This is a genomic window from Amycolatopsis sp. NPDC003865, assembly GCF_053605345.1.
The window spans coordinates 38,693-55,375 of record NZ_JBSGJA010000016.1 but is presented as its reverse complement, the minus strand read 5'-3'; the positions used below and the strand labels follow the sequence as shown (position 1 = coordinate 55,375).

The 16,683-nt window shown below is 73.3% G+C and carries 16 protein-coding genes; 5 read left to right on the top strand and 11 right to left on the bottom strand.

Annotated elements, in window-relative coordinates:
• Window positions 1-21 precede the first annotated feature (21 nt).
• The gene (locus tag ACWEVP_RS32640; RefSeq protein WP_452066402.1) at window positions 22-1,524 is read left to right on the top strand and encodes an FAD-dependent oxidoreductase; all 1,503 of its coding nucleotides are present in this window, start codon (window positions 22-24) and stop codon (window positions 1,522-1,524) included.
• A gap of 132 nt (window positions 1,525-1,656) precedes the next feature.
• Here ACWEVP_RS32640 and ACWEVP_RS32635 read toward each other — a convergent pair whose 3' ends face one another.
• Together ACWEVP_RS32635 and ACWEVP_RS32630 are read right to left on the bottom strand one after the other, a co-directional pair.
• Complete coding sequence (locus ACWEVP_RS32635) at window positions 1,657-2,169, bottom strand: DUF1360 domain-containing protein (RefSeq protein ID WP_452066401.1); 513 nt, start codon at window positions 2,167-2,169, stop codon at window positions 1,657-1,659.
• Entirely contained in the window at window positions 2,166-2,951 is a 786-nt protein-coding gene (locus ACWEVP_RS32630; RefSeq protein ID WP_452066400.1) for an SDR family NAD(P)-dependent oxidoreductase, read from the bottom strand. The genes ACWEVP_RS32635 and ACWEVP_RS32630 overlap by 4 nt, the downstream gene beginning before the upstream one ends.
• A 96-nt stretch (window positions 2,952-3,047) precedes the next feature.
• Between ACWEVP_RS32630 and ACWEVP_RS32625 the strand changes: the two genes are divergently transcribed.
• A complete protein-coding gene (locus tag ACWEVP_RS32625; protein WP_452066399.1) occupies window positions 3,048-4,061 on the top strand; it encodes a DNA topoisomerase IB in 1,014 nt (337 codons plus the stop codon).
• Between the two features lie 133 nt (window positions 4,062-4,194).
• Window positions 4,195-4,527, top strand: coding sequence for a hypothetical protein (locus ACWEVP_RS32620; RefSeq protein WP_452066398.1), 333 nt, complete (start codon window positions 4,195-4,197; stop codon window positions 4,525-4,527).
• A 67-nt stretch (window positions 4,528-4,594) separates the two neighbouring features.
• Here the strand turns inward: ACWEVP_RS32620 and ACWEVP_RS32615 are convergent, their stop codons facing one another.
• Entirely contained in the window at window positions 4,595-4,981 is a 387-nt protein-coding gene (locus tag ACWEVP_RS32615) for a VOC family protein (RefSeq protein ID WP_452066397.1), read from the bottom strand.
• Between the two features lie 4 nt (window positions 4,982-4,985).
• Window positions 4,986-5,972, bottom strand: coding sequence for a YihY/virulence factor BrkB family protein (locus ACWEVP_RS32610; RefSeq protein ID WP_452066396.1), 987 nt, complete (start codon window positions 5,970-5,972; stop codon window positions 4,986-4,988).
• 82 nt (window positions 5,973-6,054) lie between these two features.
• Here ACWEVP_RS32610 and ACWEVP_RS32605 point away from each other — a divergent pair, with 82 nt between their 5' ends.
• The gene (locus ACWEVP_RS32605) at window positions 6,055-6,522 is read left to right on the top strand and encodes an SRPBCC family protein (protein ID WP_452066395.1); all 468 of its coding nucleotides are present in this window, start codon (window positions 6,055-6,057) and stop codon (window positions 6,520-6,522) included.
• Here the strand turns inward: ACWEVP_RS32605 and ACWEVP_RS32600 are convergent, their stop codons facing one another.
• The 7 genes from ACWEVP_RS32600 to ACWEVP_RS32570 all read right to left on the bottom strand — a co-directional run bounded on the left by ACWEVP_RS32600 (window position 6,523) and on the right by ACWEVP_RS32570 (window position 15,649).
• Window positions 6,523-7,926 (bottom strand): FAD-dependent monooxygenase, encoded by a 1,404-nt coding sequence (locus tag ACWEVP_RS32600; protein WP_452066394.1) that lies wholly within the window; start codon window positions 7,924-7,926, stop codon window positions 6,523-6,525.
• Between the two features lie 93 nt (window positions 7,927-8,019).
• Window positions 8,020-9,612 (bottom strand): phytoene desaturase family protein, encoded by a 1,593-nt coding sequence (locus ACWEVP_RS32595; RefSeq protein WP_452066393.1) that lies wholly within the window; start codon window positions 9,610-9,612, stop codon window positions 8,020-8,022.
• 14 nt (window positions 9,613-9,626) lie between these two features.
• Window positions 9,627-10,700, bottom strand: a complete 1,074-nt coding sequence (locus ACWEVP_RS32590) for an NAD-dependent epimerase/dehydratase family protein (protein WP_452066567.1) — start codon at window positions 10,698-10,700, stop codon at window positions 9,627-9,629.
• Window positions 10,701-10,733: 33 nt separating this feature from the next.
• Window positions 10,734-12,758, bottom strand: coding sequence for a CocE/NonD family hydrolase (locus ACWEVP_RS32585; protein WP_452066392.1), 2,025 nt, complete (start codon window positions 12,756-12,758; stop codon window positions 10,734-10,736).
• 22 nt (window positions 12,759-12,780) lie between these two features.
• The gene (locus ACWEVP_RS32580) at window positions 12,781-13,971 is read right to left on the bottom strand and encodes a zinc-dependent alcohol dehydrogenase (RefSeq protein ID WP_452066391.1); all 1,191 of its coding nucleotides are present in this window, start codon (window positions 13,969-13,971) and stop codon (window positions 12,781-12,783) included.
• A 67-nt stretch (window positions 13,972-14,038) separates the two neighbouring features.
• Window positions 14,039-15,034: an anion permease gene (locus ACWEVP_RS32575; RefSeq protein WP_452066390.1), complete on the bottom strand. Its 996-nt coding sequence runs from the start codon at window positions 15,032-15,034 to the stop codon at window positions 14,039-14,041.
• On the bottom strand, window positions 15,035-15,649 hold the full coding sequence (locus tag ACWEVP_RS32570; RefSeq protein ID WP_452066389.1) for a DUF47 domain-containing protein: 615 nt from the start codon (window positions 15,647-15,649) through the stop codon (window positions 15,035-15,037).
• Between the two features lie 93 nt (window positions 15,650-15,742).
• On the opposite strand from ACWEVP_RS32570, the gene ACWEVP_RS32565 reads away from it, so the two are divergent.
• Window positions 15,743-16,672: a glycosyltransferase gene (locus tag ACWEVP_RS32565; RefSeq protein ID WP_452066388.1), complete on the top strand. Its 930-nt coding sequence runs from the start codon at window positions 15,743-15,745 to the stop codon at window positions 16,670-16,672.
• Window positions 16,673-16,683 lie beyond the last annotated feature (11 nt).

Genomic DNA, 16,683 nt, shown 5'->3' with positions numbered 1-16,683 from the left:
GCGAAGGGGAAACCCGCGCGCATGACCGCATTGCCCGAACCGCTTTCGCTCTGGGTCGAGACCGCCCCCGCGCCGGACCGCACCGGCGTGCCGGTCCCGGAGTCGGCCGACGTCGCGGTGCTGGGCGCGGGCATCGCCGGCCTCACCACCGCCCTGCTGCTCGCCCGCGGCGGCCGCTCGGTCGTGGTGCTCGAAGCGGAACGCGTCGCGGCCGGGGTGTCCGGCCACACCACCGCGAAGGTCAGCGCCCAGCACGGGGCCAAGTACGCGGACCTGACGTCCCGGCACGGGGAGAAAGCGGCGCGGATCTACGCCAGGACGCAGACCGCGGCCCTCGAATGGATCGCCGCCACCGCCGCCGACCTCGGCATCGACTGTGGCTTCACCCGCGCGGACAGCTACGTCTACACCACGCTGGAGAAGACCGTCGACTCGCTCAAGAGCGAAGCGGACGCCGCCGCCGCGGCGGGCCTGGCCGCCTCGTTCACCACCGACATCGCCCTCGACGTGCCCGCGCTCGGCGCCGTCCGGACCACCGGGCAGGCCCACTTCCACCCGCGCCGGTGGCTGCTCGGGCTGGCCGCCGAGGTCGAGCGCGCGGGCGGCACGGTCGTCGAGAACGCGCGGGCGACCGCGCTGAACGGGCAGACCGTCCGGACCTCGCGCGGGGACGTCGTGGCGGGCGAGGTCGTCGTCGCGACCCACTACCCGGTGCTCGACCGCGGCCTGTACTTCGCGCGGCTCGAGCCGGTCCGCGACCTGGTCGTCGCCGGCCCGGCAGCCGGGAACGCCCCGCCCGAAGGCATGTTCCTCGACGCCGACACGCACCACTCCGTGCGCGGGTACGCACGCGACGGCACGCCGATGGTGATCGCCGGCGGCGAGCACTACCGCGTCGGGGCGCACGTGCACGTCGAGCGCCGGTACCGGCGGCTCGCGGACTGGGCGGACGCGCACGCGGGTCTGCACCGGGTGACGCACCGCTGGTCCGCGCACGACATGTCCACTGTGGATTTGCTGCCGTACGTCGGGCGGTACCTGCCGGGGACGAAGCACCTGTGGGTGGCCACCGGGTTCGGCCAGTGGGGCATGACCGGCGGCACCGCCGCGGGCCACGTGCTCGCCGCGCGGATCCTCGGCGAGCCGCACCCGGCCGCGGACCTGTTCGACCCCAACCGCTTCGACGCCCGCTCGGTGCTGGGCGTGGCCGAGGACAACCTGACCGTCGCGAAGTACCTGATCGGCGACCACGTGGCGGCGCTGTGGCGGTCGGAGAAGCTCGACGACCTCGCACCCGGGGACGCCGAGGTCGTCCGGGTCGGCGGCGAACTCGTCGCCGCGCACCGCGACGAGGCCGGCCAGCTGCACACCGTCGGCGCGCACTGCACGCACCTGGGCTGCCTGGTCTCGTTCAACGACGCGGAGAAGACCTGGGACTGCCCGTGCCACGGCTCGCGGTTCGGCGTCGACGGTGAGGTCGTGCAGGGACCCGCGGTCCGCCCGCTGCGCCGCGGCCCCGCGTGAACGCGACCGCTACGGTGGCGTCTTCGCGGGCAGCGCGCGGATGATCAAGCCGGGGCAAGGAGACGCTGCCGGGATCACCGGTCCGCGGAGCGGCGGGCGCGCCACCACCGGCAGAGGTGGTGCCGGGCGAGCTCAGGAGGCGAGCTTCTTGCCGGCGTCGTAGAGCAGGTGCAGTGCGTCGGCGAGGCCGACGGCCGTCAGGACCGTCGCTGCCAGGCGCGTCGGGCGGGGCGCGATCACCAGGCCCGCCGCGAGCCCGGTGCCGACCCACACGTTCAGGCAGAACGGGCACGTCAGCAGCTCGCCCACCGCGTGCCCGACGTGGCCCTTCGCGGGGACGGACTCGTTCAGCTCGTCGTCGCCGGCCGGCTCTTCGTAGCGGGTGAACGGCGCGCGCAGCGGGCTCGTCACGGCGTCCTTCGCCAGCAGCCGGCTGGCCTTGAAGGTCGCCGTGCCCAGCAGCACCGTGTCGGCGGCGCCGAACCGGCCGGGCAGCCGCTTGCCGAGGACGCGGCCCAGCGCGGTCAGCCCGCCGACGAGGGTGCCGTAGGCGCCCAGCACCCCGAGGTACCCGGCCAGCGGGCGGTCGGCGTCACCGGCGTAGCCGCGCTGGACCTGCTTCGCCTTCTCCTTGAGGACGCTCATCCGTCCGCCGATCCGGGCTTCATCATCTTGCCCTGCTGCTTCGCCTTGGCCCGGTCCGGCAGCACCCGGGCGGCGGCCGACTGGATCTTGTTCTTCGCGGCGCCGGGCACGATCTTGTCCTCGCCGTTCATGAGGGCCTCGTAGCCGGCCTCGGCGATCTCGGCGGGCGAGTCCTTGTCCCCCGCGGCGATCTTGGTGTCTTCCATGTCCGCGCGTTCGAAGAACTCCGTGTCGACCGGGCCGGGCAGCATCGCCGTCACGGTGACGCCCTTGTCCTTCACCTCGGCCCGCAGGCCTTCGGAGAACGACGTCAGAAACGCCTTCGAAGCGGCGTAGACCGCCTGGTAGGGCGCCGGGGACGTGCCCGCGATCGAGGAGGTGAACAGCACCCGGCCGTGGCCGCGGCCGACCATGCCGGGCACGACCCGCTTGGTGAGGTGCACGGCCGAGCGCACGTTGAGGTCGACGACCGTCAGCTGGTCCTCCAGCAGGGTGTCGCCGGCGAACTCGCCGTTGATGCCGACCCCGGCGTTGACCGCCAGTGCCTCCACCGGGCGGCCCTCGAGGTGCCGGACGAGCTCCTCGACCCCCTCCGCGGCGGCGAGGTCGGTCCGGACCGCTTCGACCTGGGCGCCGCAGGCGCGGACCTCGTCGGCCAGCTCGGCGTCTTCGGCGGCGAGCACGAGGTCGAAGTCGTGCCGGGCGAACTGCTTCGCCAGCTCGAGCCCGATACCGCTGGAGGCGCCCGTGACGACGGCCAGCGGCCTGGTGGCGGCGGTCATGCGACCACTCCCTTCCGGTTGGCTTCCCCTCGGCGTACCCCGCCCACCGCCGGGCAATCATGGTTTCCCGGTGCGCCGGGCGGGTATCTGGCGGCGATGGGACGCACCCGACTCCGCCGCAGTGACCTGCGCGGCCCCGGCATCCGGCGGATCCGCCGCGGCCGGGGCTTCTCCTACGCCATGCCCGATGGCTCGCCGGTCACCGACCCGGAGCTGCTCGACCGGATCAAGGGCCTGGTCATCCCGCCCGCCTGGCGGAACGTGTGGATCTGCCCGCACCCGAACGGGCACGTCCAGGCCGTCGGCACCGACGACGCCGGCCGGCGCCAGTACCTCTACCACGAGCAGTGGCGCCGGGACCGCGACGAGGAGAAGCACGACCGCGTGCTGGCGATGGCCCGCCGGCTGCCGTCGTGGCGCGCGTCGGTCGAGGAGGACCTGGCCGGGTCCGGCCTCACCCGGAAGCGGGTGCTCGCGGCGGCGCTGCGGATGCTCGACCGGGGCATCTTCCGCACCGGCGGCGAGGAGTACGCGGAGGAAAACGGCACCCACGGCGTGGCGACGCTCCTGCGCTCGCACGCGTCGGTCCGCGGGGACGAGTGCCGGTTCCGCTACGTCGCCAAGGGCGGCCTCGACCGCGAGGTCGCGATCCGCGACGCCGCGCTGGCTTCGGTGGTGAAGTCGCTGCTCCGCAGCAGGTCCGGCAGCGACCGGCTGCTGGTCTACCGCGAAGGCCGGACCTGGCACGAGGTGCACGCGGCCGACGTCAACGAGCGGTTCAAGGAGCTGGCCGGCGAGGACTGCACGGCCAAGGACCTGCGGACGTGGAACGCGACGGTGCTGGCGGCCGCCGCGTTCGCGACGGCGGAGGCGCCCGCGTCGAAGGCCGCGGCCAAGCGCGCGGAGTCCGGGGTGATGAAGGAGGTCTCGAAGGCGCTCGGCAACACCCCGGCGGTGTGCCGGGCGTCCTATGTGGACCCTCGGCTGGTGGAGGCGTACCGCGACGAGCGCACGATCTCGGCGGCACTGAAGCGCGCGGCCAAGCTCGACGGCGACGACGCGCGGGCAGTGCTGGAGAAAGCGTGCGCGCGGCTGCTCGGCCGCGCGTGATTGAAGATCACCAAGGCGGGGAACCCTCGGGACGCGGTAACCCCGGCGAGTGACAGGAGACACGGTGAGTGAGCGTCGATCCACCCGTCCGTGTACTGGCCCGCGGCCCCGCTCGTCCGGGAACCTGGGACCGATGAACCCCGACGCTTCCCCCGTGCGCTGGCGCGCGTCGATCGGCCTGACGGTCGGCGGCGACGGGCCGGTGTCGAGGATCGTGGAGTCCGAGCACGGCAGCGAGGGCTCGGCACGGGAGTGGGTCGAACGCAAGCTGCCGCGGACGAGGTTCCCGGCGTGGATCCCGGCGGCCCGCCGAGCGGACGGGGTCGAGCTGTTCGGACAGGTCGCCCGCGGGCGGGTCGTGACCGGCCGGTTGGTGCCGACCTGGGAATCCGAGGAGACCGCGGTCTGGCACGCCGACCCGGCCGGCGATCAGGTCCGGTGGCGCCGCTGCGCCGCGGACGGCTGAAGCCTCTCGTAGGGCTGGTCGGGCGGACAGGGAGACGTTCCCGCGCGAGTCGATCGACCCCGGCGGCTCACCCCACGGCCTCCCCCACGTCCTTGCGCAGCAAGCAGAACTCGTTGCCCTCCGGGTCCTGCAGCACCTCCCAGGACTCACTGCCGTCCTGCCCCACGTCCGCCCGCCGGGCGCCCAGCGCCAGCAACCGGGCCAGCTCCGTCTCCTGGTCCGTCCCCGCCGGGCTCACGTCCAGGTGCAACGGCAGTTTCCCCCGGCGGGGATTCTCGGTCTGCGCCAGGATCAGCGTCGGCGGCCCCGCACCGAACCGGCCGCCCGGCGGGCCCAGCTCGAGGCCGTCCGGCTCGTGGCCGATCACCTCGTAGCCGAGCACCGCGCACCAGAACTCCGCCAGCCGGTCCGGGTCGCGGCAGTCCAGCACCAGTTCCGTGATCCGGCAGGCCATCCACTCAGCTCCGTTCGGTTTCCTTCACCACGTCCGCGGCTTCGTCCTCGTCCATCGCCTTGGTGTCACGTGGGGGCAGGAACGGCTCCGCCTGGTCGTCCTCGCGGCCCGCCTCGATCGCGCGCCCGCGGGCCAGCTCGGCGTCGAGCTCCGCCCCCAGCAGCACCGCGACGTTCGAGATCCACAACCATACAAGGAACACGATCACCCCGGCCAGCGAACCGTAGGTCTTGTTGTACGACCCGAAATTCGCCACGTACAACGCGAACCCGGCCGACGCCAGCACCCACAGCAACACCGCCAGCAGCCCGCCCGGCGTCAGCCACTTGAACCCCGGCAGCCGCACGTTCGGCCCCACCCAGTACAGCAGCGCGAACGCCAGGCTGACGAGCAGCGCGATCACCGGCCACTTGGCGATCTCCCACACCAGCACACCCGTCGAGCCGAGCCCGATCAGGTCGCCGATCCGGCGGGCCACCGAACCCGTCGCCACCACGCCCAGCGCGCACGCCGCCAGCAGCACCACGATGCCGACGGTCAGCGCGATCCGCAGCGGGACCGTCTTCCAGATCGGCCGCCCCTCCGGCATGCCGTAGATCGCGTTCGACGCGCGCATGAACGCCCCGATATAGCCGGACGCCGACCACAGCGCGCCGAGCAGGCCGAGGATCGCCAGCGGCCCGGCCAGGCCGCGCGAACCGGCCAGCTCCCGGATCGCGCCGACGAGGATGTCCTTGCCCTGCCCCGGAACCACCTGGTTGATGTTGTCGATCACCGTCTGGATCGCGGTCGGGCCCAGCAGGCCGAGGATCGCCGTGAGCACGATGATGCCGGGGAACAGCGACAGCACGCCGTAGTAGGTGAGCGCCGCCGCCCAGTCGGTCAGGTTGTCGCGGCCGAACTGCTTGAAGGTGCGTTTGAGCACCCCGCCCCACGTCCGCTTGTCCAGCTCGCCCGGGCCTTCGGGCGCTTTCCGTCGTCCGGCTGCCATCCGCCACCTCCTGCGTCGGCGCTGGGCATACCCCGTCCGCGACGGGGTACTCCTCTTTCGTCCCGACCAGCAGGAGGAAGCCGTGCCCGAGGTCAGCCGCGTGATCGACGTACCCCCCGACGCCGTGTTCGACGTCCTCGCCGACGGCTGGCTCTACGCCGGCTGGGTGGTCGGGAGCTCGCACATCCGCGACGTCGACCAGGACTGGCCCGCGGTGGGCTCGCGGATCCACCACAGCGTCGGCCCGTGGCCGGTGCACATCCAGGACGAGACGGTCGTGACGGCGGTCGAGCCGGGTCTTTCGCTGGCCCTGGAGGCCCGCGGCTGGCCGCTCGGCGCCGCCGCCGTCGGGTTGACGCTCGTGCCGCACGGCGAGGGCGGCACGCTGGTCCGGATGACCGAGCACATCGTCCGCGGGCCGGGCAAGGTGCTGCCGGCGGCCGTGCAGGCGCTGCTGATCAAGCCCCGGAACACCGAATCCCTGGCGCGGCTGGCGGATCTGGCGACGGGCAAGCACGCCCGCGCGCAGAGCGGCCACCCCCGGCCGTGATCAGCCGGCGGGCTCGCCGAACCAGCGGGTCAGCGCGGCATCCAGCTCCGGCTGGTCCTCGCCGATCCACGCGACGTACCCGTCGGGGCGCAGCAGCAGCGCCGGCCCGTCCACAGCCGCCGTGGGATCCGCGATGACGTCGACCCGGTCCGCCCAGCCCCCGGCGCTCAGCCGCCCGGTGCGGTCGAGCACCAGACCGCGGCCGCCGCGCAGCCGGTCGTAGAGGCGGCCCCGCTCCAGGTCGACGTCGCGCAGGCGGCGGCCGACCGGGTCCGCGACCGCGCCGAAGTCGTAGCGGATGCCGGTCGCGGTGATCTTCTCGATGAGGTGGCGGTGCACGCCGGGGAAGTCCGTCAGTTCGGCGAGCAGCGCGCGCACCGCCCGCGGTCCCGGCCCGTCGGACTGCAGCTCCACCTGGGCGCGGGTGGTGGCCAGCACGTCCGCGGCGACCGGGTGGCGTTCGGCGTGGTAGGTGTCCAGCAGAGAGCCCGGCGCCCAGCCGCGCACCTGCGCGGCGAGCTTCCAGCCGAGGTTGACCGCGTCCTGCACGCCCAGGTTCAGGCCCTGCCCACCGGCCGGCGGGTGGATGTGCGCGGCGTCGCCCGCCAGCAGCACGCGCCCGGTCCGGTACCGCTCCACCAGCCGGGTGGCGTCGCCGAAACGGGACGTCCACCGCGGGGAGTGCACCCCGAAGTCCGTTCCGGCGACGGCGCGCAGCGCTCGCCGGAAGTCTTCGACGTCCGGCGGGTCCGCACCCACCTCCGGTTCCGGGACCACGACGCGGTAGACGCGTTCGCCGAAGGGCCGGAAGTCGAGCGATCGGGTCTTCTCGCGGACTTCGGCGACCTTGGCGGCGATCTCCCCGGGCGGCGCACCGGCTTCCAGCTCGCCCATGAGCGTGAAGGTCCGCGCGGGCTCGCCCGGGAAGCCGACACCGAGGACTTTGCGGACGGTGCTGCGCGCGCCGTCACAGCCGACGAGGTAGCGCGACCGCAGCCGCTCGCCGCCGGCCAGTTCGACGGTCACGCCGTCGTCGTCCTGCTCGAACCCGGTGACCGCGCACCCGCGGCGGATTTCCGCGCCCAGCCCGGCCGCGTGGTCGCCGAGCAGTCGGTCGACGACCGGCTGCGGGATGCCCAGCTGGTACCCCTCGGCCGCGGGCCCGGGAAGGCCGGCGAAGACGCCGCCGACGGGACGCCGCCGCCCGTGTTCGAGCAGGCGGTCGAGGAGCCCGCGCATGGCCATGAGTTCGAGGCTGCGCACGTGCAGGCTCACGATGCGCACGAACGACGACGCGGGCGCGGGCTCCCGTTCCAGCACGAGGACCCGCACGTCGTGCAGCCGCAGTTCGGCGGCCAGCATCGCGCCGGCCGGCCCGCACCCGGCGATGATCACGTCGACCACGAAGCTCCGTTTCCGCAGGTCCCGGCATCGGCGGCCGAGTATGCGGCAAGCAGGGTGGGGCCACAAGCGAAATACGGCGCGGGACGGCGGCTCTCAGCCGTAGATCGCCCGGTGGGCCGCCCGGATCACCGCCGCGTACCCGCCGCCCAGGACACCCGACCGCGCCAGCGCCGCCTTGGCCGCGTTCGCGCCGGGTCCGCCGTGGACCGCGCCGCCCGGGTGCGCCGACGCGCCCGCCAGGTACAGCCGGTCCACCGGGGTGTCCGCGCGGCCGGTTCCCGGGACCGGGCGGAAGAACAGCTGCTGGTGGATCGCCGTCGTCCCCGCGTTGATCGCGCCGCCGACCAGGCCCGGGTTGTGGTCGGCCAGCTCGGCGGGCCCCTGCACGTACCGCGCCTTGATCAGGCCGATGAACCCCGGCGCGTTCGCCTCGACGGTCTCCTCGATGCGCTTGGCCCGCCGCTCCAGCGCCGCGCGGTTCTCCATCGTCCCGCGCGGCACGTGCGTGTACGCCCAGGCCGCCTCCGTGCCCGCCGGCGAGCGCGTCGGATCGGTCGTGGTCATCTGGCCCAGCAACAGGAACGGGCGGCGCGGGGTCCGGCCGCGGGCGAGTTCGCCGCCGAACGCCGAGAGCCCGTCCAGGTCCGTCCCGAGGTGGATCGTGCCGGCGCCGCGCGCGGCTTCGGCCGTCCACGGGATCGGGCCGGACAGCGCCCAGTCCACCTTCACCGTGGCGCTGTCCCATTCGAACTTGCCGAGGTCCTCGAGCAGCCGCGACGGCAACCACTCCTCCCCGACGAGCTTGCGGTACAGCACCGGCGCGGGCACGTCGGCGAGGACGGCCCGGTGCGCCCGCACCGCGACCCCGGAGCCGTCCCGGACGCCGAGCGCCCGGCCGTCGCCGACGAGGACCTCGCGCACCGGACGTCCACAGTGGACCTGTCCGCCCCTGGCCTCCAGCCGGCGCACCAGGGCCGCGATCAGCTCCCCCGCCCCGCCTTCGGGCACCGGGAAGCCCGCGTCCTGGCCGATCATCGCCAGCAGCCAGCCGAAGACCGCGCTGCCCGCGTTGTCCACGGACAGGTCGCTGTGCGCGGAATTGCCCGCCACGAGCAGCTTCGCGCCTTCGCCGGCGAACAGCTCGTCGCCGAACCGGCGCGCCGGCAGCGTCAGCATCCGCGCCAGGCGCAGCGCGTCGCCGGTTCCGGTGCGCCGCAGCAGCTTCAGCGCCGGGCGGACCGGCGGGAAGGGCGTGAACAGCGCGTTCAGCAGCGGCTCGCGGATCTCCCGCCACTGCTCGAACAGCCGCCGCCACGCGTCGCCGTCGCCCGGGGCGAACTCGTCGGCCGACGCGGCCGTGCGGTCGAGGTCACGCGACAGCACGGCGCACCGGTCGTCGGGCAGGACGTGCGCGAGGACGTCGGGGGCGTACCGCCAGCGCAGGCCGTGCTCTTCCAGCTTCAGGCCCCGGAGCACCGGTGACACGGCGGAGAGCGGGTAGAACGCGCTGAACAGGTCGTTGCGGAAGCCCGGCTCGGTGACCTCGGCGGTGCGGACCGCGCCGCCCACGTGCTCGGTCGCCTCCAGCACGAGCACCGACCAGCCCGCGTCGGCCAGCAGGTTCGCCGCCACCAGTCCGTTGTGGCCGGCGCCGATCACCACGGCGTCGACGGCTTCGGTGCGCACTGGCGGCCTCCCGTTCAGGCTTGCGACTGGTGACTCGGCCCCACCCGCGTGAGCGAGCGCAGCCTGGACACCACCCCGCCGCGGCGCGGCGGGGCCAGGGGCGGGCTCGCCGCCCCCTCGCCCGACCGGAGCCCGGCGACCAGCTCGGCGACCGCGGACGCGGCGTCGTACCGAGGTTGCCAGCCCAGCGCGGTCTCCGCCAGCGTCGTGTCCGCGAGCGCCGCGCGGTCGGCGAGTTCCAGCCAGCCCGGGTGCACCGGCAGCACGCCGCCCGCCCACGCCGCCCGGACGGCGACCTGCGCCACCGGCTTCGGGACCGGGATCCGCCGTCCGCCCAGGACTTCGGCCAGCGCGTCGGAGTCGAGCACTTCGGGCGCGGCGAGGTTGACCGCGCCGGCGAACCGGCGCTCGAGGATCAGCTGGACCGCTTCGGCGACGTCGGCGGTGTGCACCGCCTGGGCGCGCAACCCGGTCCACAGCGGAACCGGCAGCCTCCGCCCGCCGACGATCCGCGCGGGCACGACCGGGTCGAGCAGCCAGCGCGCGAACTCCCCCGCCGCGCGCCGGTGGACGATCGCGCACGGCCGGAGCCGGGCCACCGGCACCTCGGGGTGCCGCTCCCCGAACCGGTCGAGCAGGGCCTCCAGCGCGGCCTTTCCCCGGCTGTACGCGCTGTGCGCGATGCCGGTGCACGCATGGGTTTCGGGTACCTTTTCCCAGCGCGGCGCCGGCCCGTAGGCGGCGACCGACGAGGCGACGACCAGGTGCGGCACCCCGGCGGCCGCGGCCGCGGCGAGGAAGTGCCGGGTGCCGTGGTCGTTGGTGCGCCACATCGGCGGGTCGCCGCGCACCGGCGAGATGGCCCACGCGAGGTGGACGACGGCGTCGGCACCGTCGAACAGCCGCGTCAGTTCCTGCTCGGCGCCCCGCACCCCGAGGTCGGCGGCACGCCAGCCCGCCCGGCGGTACGGCTCGGCCGTGGTGTCGGGCAGCCGGCGCGCCAAGCCGACGACGTCGTGGGCGGGGTCGAGGGCGGCCAGCAGCGCCGTTCCGACGTTTCCGGTGGCCCCGGTGATCACGATCCGCACACGCAGTGCGTACCCCGTCACGCGCCGGTGAAACTAGACCAGGTCACGCGGGATCCGCCGGTGCCAGTTCCGGGAGACGATCCGGCGCGCGCCGTCGTAGCCGTCGAGCTGAGCGTCGATCACGAACTCGGTGTCGGTGCAGGACACCCGGGTGCGGGTCTCGCTGCGCGCCAGCCACTCGCCGCGGGCGAACGTGACGTGCCACTCGGTCTCCGCGACCGGCGAGCAGAAGTCGTCGGCTTCCCAGCTGTAGCGCTCGCGGACGTCGCGGGTGACCTCGAGGTCGAGGTCGTCGAAGCGCACGGTGCCTTCGTCCTTCACGATGTCCAGCGCGGAATGGTAGTCGACGAGGTCACGCGAGACAGTCCAGCGCTGCTCCCGGGGCTTCACCGGCGTGACGGAGATCGGCGGCGCGCCTTCGGGTTCGCCGAACGGCCGGGCGGGCAGCTCGTCCGGCTCGGCGACCGGCCGCACCGGCAGCTCCAGCGCGCTGTGTCCGGTGTGGACACTCAGCAGCACCGGTTTCGGCGGCGGCCACGCCAGCGGCCAGTACGAAGTGGACAGCGACAGCCGGATCCGGTGCCCCGCCGGGAAAGCCTGCGCGACGGCGTTCAGCTCGATCTCGACCGCGCACCGCTGCCCCGGCTGCATCGGCGCCGGCTCGTCGTGGCCGTCCCGGTGGGTCAGGTTGAGCAGGCCGTAGGTGACGCGGGTGGCACGCCCGTCCGGAGCGACGTCGGACAGCCGGGCCGCGATCATCGCCACCGGCTGGTCCGCCGACACCTCCAGCCGCACCTTCGGCGAGCCGAGGATCTCGCACCGCCCGGTGAGCACGTCGGTGTCGAAGACCAGCGAGCCGCCGTCCTCTTCGCGCTGGTCGTAGGGCAGGTCCGGCGGGGCGCTGTAGGACGCCCACTTGCCGGAGAACTGCCCGACCGACAGCGGCGAGGACACCGTCAGTGCTTCGTCTTCCACGGTCTCGTCCGGGTGGGCCAGCCGGTGCCGGGCCAGCGGCAGCTCCTGCGGCTTCACGTGCGGCGACGGCCAGGAGGCCTCGCCCACCCACCGGCCGGGCCGGTCCTCGTACGACGTCGACGGCGGGACGCTCTCCTGCATCCACGTCCGCAGCATCGGCCCGTCCATGGCTTCGTTCTCGGCACCGCGCAGCCAGTGGTCCCACCACGTCACGACTTCCTGGAGGTAGCCGATGGCGGGGCCCGGCTCGCCGAGGTGCGGGTACTTGTGCGACCACGGCCCGATCAGCCCGCGCCGCGGGACGTCGAGGTGGGCGAGCAGCCGGATGACGGCGTTGGAGTAGCCGTCGGCCCAGCCGCTGGAGGCGAGCACCGGGACTCCGACGTCGCTGTAGTTCTCCGACACCGAGGCGTGCCGCCAGTAGTCGTCGCGCCGCTGGTGGCCGAGCCAGTTTTCGATCCACAGGCTGCAGTTCTCCAGCCGCTCCAGCCACATCTCGCGCCACCGCTCGCCGACGACCGCCGGGTCGGGCGGCAGCGTCGCGTAGGAGAACATGGTGCCCGACTCGGCGACGTTGTCCGACAGCAGGCAGCCGCCCATGTAGTGCATGTCGTCGGCGAACCGGTCGTCGGTGAACGAGGAGATCACGATCGCGCGCAGGCTCGGCGGTTTCCGCGCCGCGACCTGGAGAGCGGCGAACGCGCCCCAGGAAATCCCCATCATCCCGGTGTCGCCGGTGCACCACGGCTGCGCGGCGATCCACTCCAGGACGTCCTCGGCGTCGAGCTGCTCCCGCTCGAGGTACTCGTCGGCCAGCACGCCCCCGGACTCGCCGGTGCCGCGGATGTCCACCCGCACGCACGCGTAACCGTGGCCGGCGAGGTAGGGGTGGTGGATCGAGTCCCGCGGCGCGGTCAGGTCGCGCTTGCGGTACGGGATGTACTCGAGGATCGCCGGAACGGGCTCGGTGTCCGACGAGACCGGCCGCCAGATGCGGGCGGACAGCACGGTCCCGTCGGACGCCGGGATCCGGACGTGGTCCTCGGTGGTGATTTCGTACGGCAGCGAGGTGACGGCTCGCAAGAGTCAGTTCCCTCCCGGGAGTCTACGCGTGCGGCTGCAGCAGGATCTTCTGCGCGCCGTCGAGCTTCTTCTGGAAGATCTCGTACGCGCGGGGCGCGTCGGCCAGGGGCAGCTTGTGGGTGGCGAAGCCCTCGACGCCGAGCGGGTCGCCGTCGCCGGTGAGCACCGGCATGATGGCGTCGAGCCAGTGCCGGACGTTGGCCTGGCCCATCCGCAGCTGCACCTGCTTGTCGAACAGCTCCATCATCGGCATCGGGTCGACCATGCCGCCGTAGACACCGGACAGCGAGAGGGTGCCGCCGCGGCGGACGGCGTCGATCGCGGCGTAGAGCACGCTCAGGCGGTCGATGCCGGCCTTCTCGGTGATCTTCTCGCCCAGCGGCTGCGGCAGCAGGCCGACGAGGGTGTGCGCGAGCTTGCCGACCGGAGCGCCGTGGGCCTCCATGCCGACGGCGTCGATGACGGAGTCCGCGCCGCGGCCGTTCGTCAGCTGCCGGATGCTGTCGCCGATGTCCTTGTGGTCGCGGGTGTCGAGCACGGTGGCGCCGTGCTCGCGGGCGCGGGCGAGCCGTTCGGGCACGAGGTCGACGCCGATCACCTGGGCCGCGCCGCGGTGCCGCGCGATCCGGCAGCTCATCTGCCCGATCGGCCCGAGCCCGAAGACGACGACGGTGCCGTCCTTCGGGATGTTCGCGTACTCGACGGCCTGCCACGCGGTCGGGACGACGTCGGAGAGGTAGACGAACCGCTCGTCCGGCGGGCCCTCGGGCACCTTGATCGGGCCGTACTGCGCTTGCGGGACGCGCAGGTACTCGGCCTGGCCGCCGGGGACCTGGCCGTAGAGCTTGGTGTAGCCCAGCAGCGACGCGCCTTTGCCGTACTCGGTGACCTGGGTGGTCTCGCACTGCGACTGCAGGCCGCGTTCGCACATCCAGCAGTGGCCGCAGGAGATGTTGAACGGGATGACGACGCGGTCACCGGGCTTGATGCCGGTGACGGCGTCCCCGACCTCTTCGACGATCCCCATCGGCTCGTGGCCGAGGATGTCGCCTTCGGTCATGAACGCGCCCAGCACTTCGTACAGGTGCAGGTCGGAACCGCAGATCCCGGTCGAGGTGACGCGGACGACGGCGTCGGTGGACTCCTCGATCTTGGGGTCCGGTACCTCCTCGACGCGGACGTCGCGCTTGCCGTGCCAGGTCACTGCCTTCATGGCTCTCCCTTTCCGCGTACGGGCTCTTGGGGCCCGGTTTCCCGCGGGAGGAAGTGGCAAACGCGGGTCAGGTCAGGGCGTCCGCCACCAGGTACACCGCCGCCGCCACGGCGGCCGCCGCCGGGAACGTCAGCACCCAGCCCAGCACGATGTCCCGGGCGATCCCCCACCGCACCGCCGACAACCGCCGGGTCGCGCCCACCCCCATGATCGCCGCCGTGATCACGTGGGTCGTCGAGATCGGGGCCTTCACCGCGAACGCCGTCACGTACAGGACCGACGAGGCCACCGACTCCGCCACGAACCCGTGCGGCGGGTCCAGCGGGAACACCCGCCGCCCCAGCGTGCGCATGATCCGCAGGCCGCCCGAATAGGTGCCCAGCGACAAGGCCGCCGCGCACAGCAGGGTCACCCACAGCGGCACCGCGAACGTCGTCTGCTCGCCGGCCGCCACCAGCGCCAGGACGATCACGCCCATGCCCTTCTGGGCGTCCTGCAGCCCGTGGCCCAGCGCGAGCGCCGACGCCGAAAGGATCTGGAACCGGCGGAACACCCGGCCGCTGCGGTGCGGGTTGGCGCGGCGCAGCAGCCACAGCGCCGCCACCATCGCCGCGTAGCCCAGCCCGAGCCCGAGCAGCGGCGAGGCCACCATCGGGATCAGCACCTTCTCGGCGATCCCGGCCCAGTGCACGGTGCTCGCGGCCGCCAGCGCGGCGCCGACCATCCCGCCGATCAGCGAGTGCGAGGACGACGACGGCAGCCCGAAATACCAGGTGACCAGGTTCCAGGTGATCGCCCCGGCGAGCGCGGCGAACACCACCGTCAGCGCGTCCGGGCCGGCCGGGACGTCGATGATGCCCTTCGCCACCGTCGCGGCGATGCCCGTCGACAGCAGCGCGCCCGCCAGGTTCATCACCGCCGCCAGCAGCAGCGCCGCGCGCAGCGTCAACGCCCGCGTCGAGACCGCGCTCGCGATCGCGTTCGCCGCGTCGTGGAACCCGTTGGTGTAGTCGAAGAACAGCGTCAGGACGATCACGACGACCAGGGCGGCCGTGCCCGTCACTCAGGACTCCTTGACGGCGATGGTCTGCACCACGTCGGCGACGTGCTCGAACGCGTCGGCCGCGAGCTCGAACTGCTCGACGACCTCCTTGGTCTTCAGCACCTCCAGGGCGTCCCCGCCGGGTTCGAACAGGTGGGCCAGCACGCGCCGGTAGACGCGGTCGGCCTCGTTCTCCAGCTCGTTGATCTCGATCCAGTACGGCTCGAGATCGCCCACCTTCGCCAGGCCGGGCATCGAGTTCGCGGTCAGCTCGGCGCACCGGCACAGCACCCGGACCAGCAGGTCCGTGCCCGGCGGGAACGCGTCGATGCGGTAGAGCACCGCCAGGTCCGCCGCGGTGTCCATGAAGTCGAGCACGTCGTCGATCTTCCCGGCCAGCGCCTGGATGTCCTCGCGGTCGAACGGCGTCACGAACGAGCTGTTGAGCTCCACCATGATCGTGTGCATCAGCTCGTCGCCGTGGTGCTCGACCTCGTGCAGGCGCTTCGCGAGCGGCTCCCGCTCACCGGGCTCGGCGGCGACGAGCTCGCGCAGCACCGCGGTGGCGGTCACCAGGTTTCTCGCCGCGTCCGTGAGCAGGTCGAAGAACCGGGTACCCCGTGGGGTGAACCGCATCGATGGCCGTCCCTTCGTCGACGCAACCGCCGTGAGCCGGGTACCCCCGGCGGGGGCACGTTTAACAGGCGATCTCCGGGAAACCAGGGGGCCATGACCGAACCCGGATCCCGGCGCCTGAGAGTACTGCTCTGGCACGTGCACGGCTCGTGGACCGACGCTTTCGTCCGCGGCCGCCACCGGTACCTGCTGCCGGTGTCCCCCGAAGGTGCGCCCTGGGGGCTCGGGAAGGCGGGCCGCGACTGGCCGTCGGTCACCGAGGTGCCGCTCGACCGCCTGGCCGAAGCCGAACCGGACGTCGTCGTGGTGCAGCGCCCGGAGGAGCTCGAGTTCGTGGCCCGGCTGGGCGCGCCGGCCGTCTACGTCGAACACAACGCGCCCCGGCCGTACGCCGCTTCGAGCGAGCACCCCCTCGCGTCGCGTTCGGACATCACCGTCGCGCACGTGACCCACTTCAACCAGGCGATGTGGGACTGCGGCCGCGCGCCGACCACCGTCGTCCCGCACGGCATCCCCGACCCGGGCGCGCGCTACACCGGCGAGCTCGCCGCCGGCGTGTCGATGATCAACGAACCGGTGCGGCGCCGCCGCGTGACCGGCGCCGACCTCCTCGAAACGCTGGCCGGGGCCGCGCCGGTCGACCTGTTCGGCATCGGGACCGAGGAGGCCGGCGGCCACGGTGACGTCCCCGCGCCGGCGTTGCACGACGAGATCGCCCGCCGCCGCGTCTACCTGCACACCGCCCGCTGGACGTCGCTGGGACTGTCCCTTCTGGAGGCGATGCACCTGGCCATGCCGGTCGTCGTCTTCGCCGCCACCGAGGCGATCGAGGCCGTGCCACCCGACGCGGGCGTGCTCTCCACCGACGTCTCCGTGCTCGCCAAGGGCTTCCGCGAGCTGGTGCACGAACCCGACTTCGCCGCATTGGCGGGCAAGAACGCCCGCGAACACGCCCTGAAAAAACACGGGCTGGACGCCTTCCTCACCACTTGGGACCACCTCCTCGCCGAGACGGCCCGCTGAACCCGAAGGGA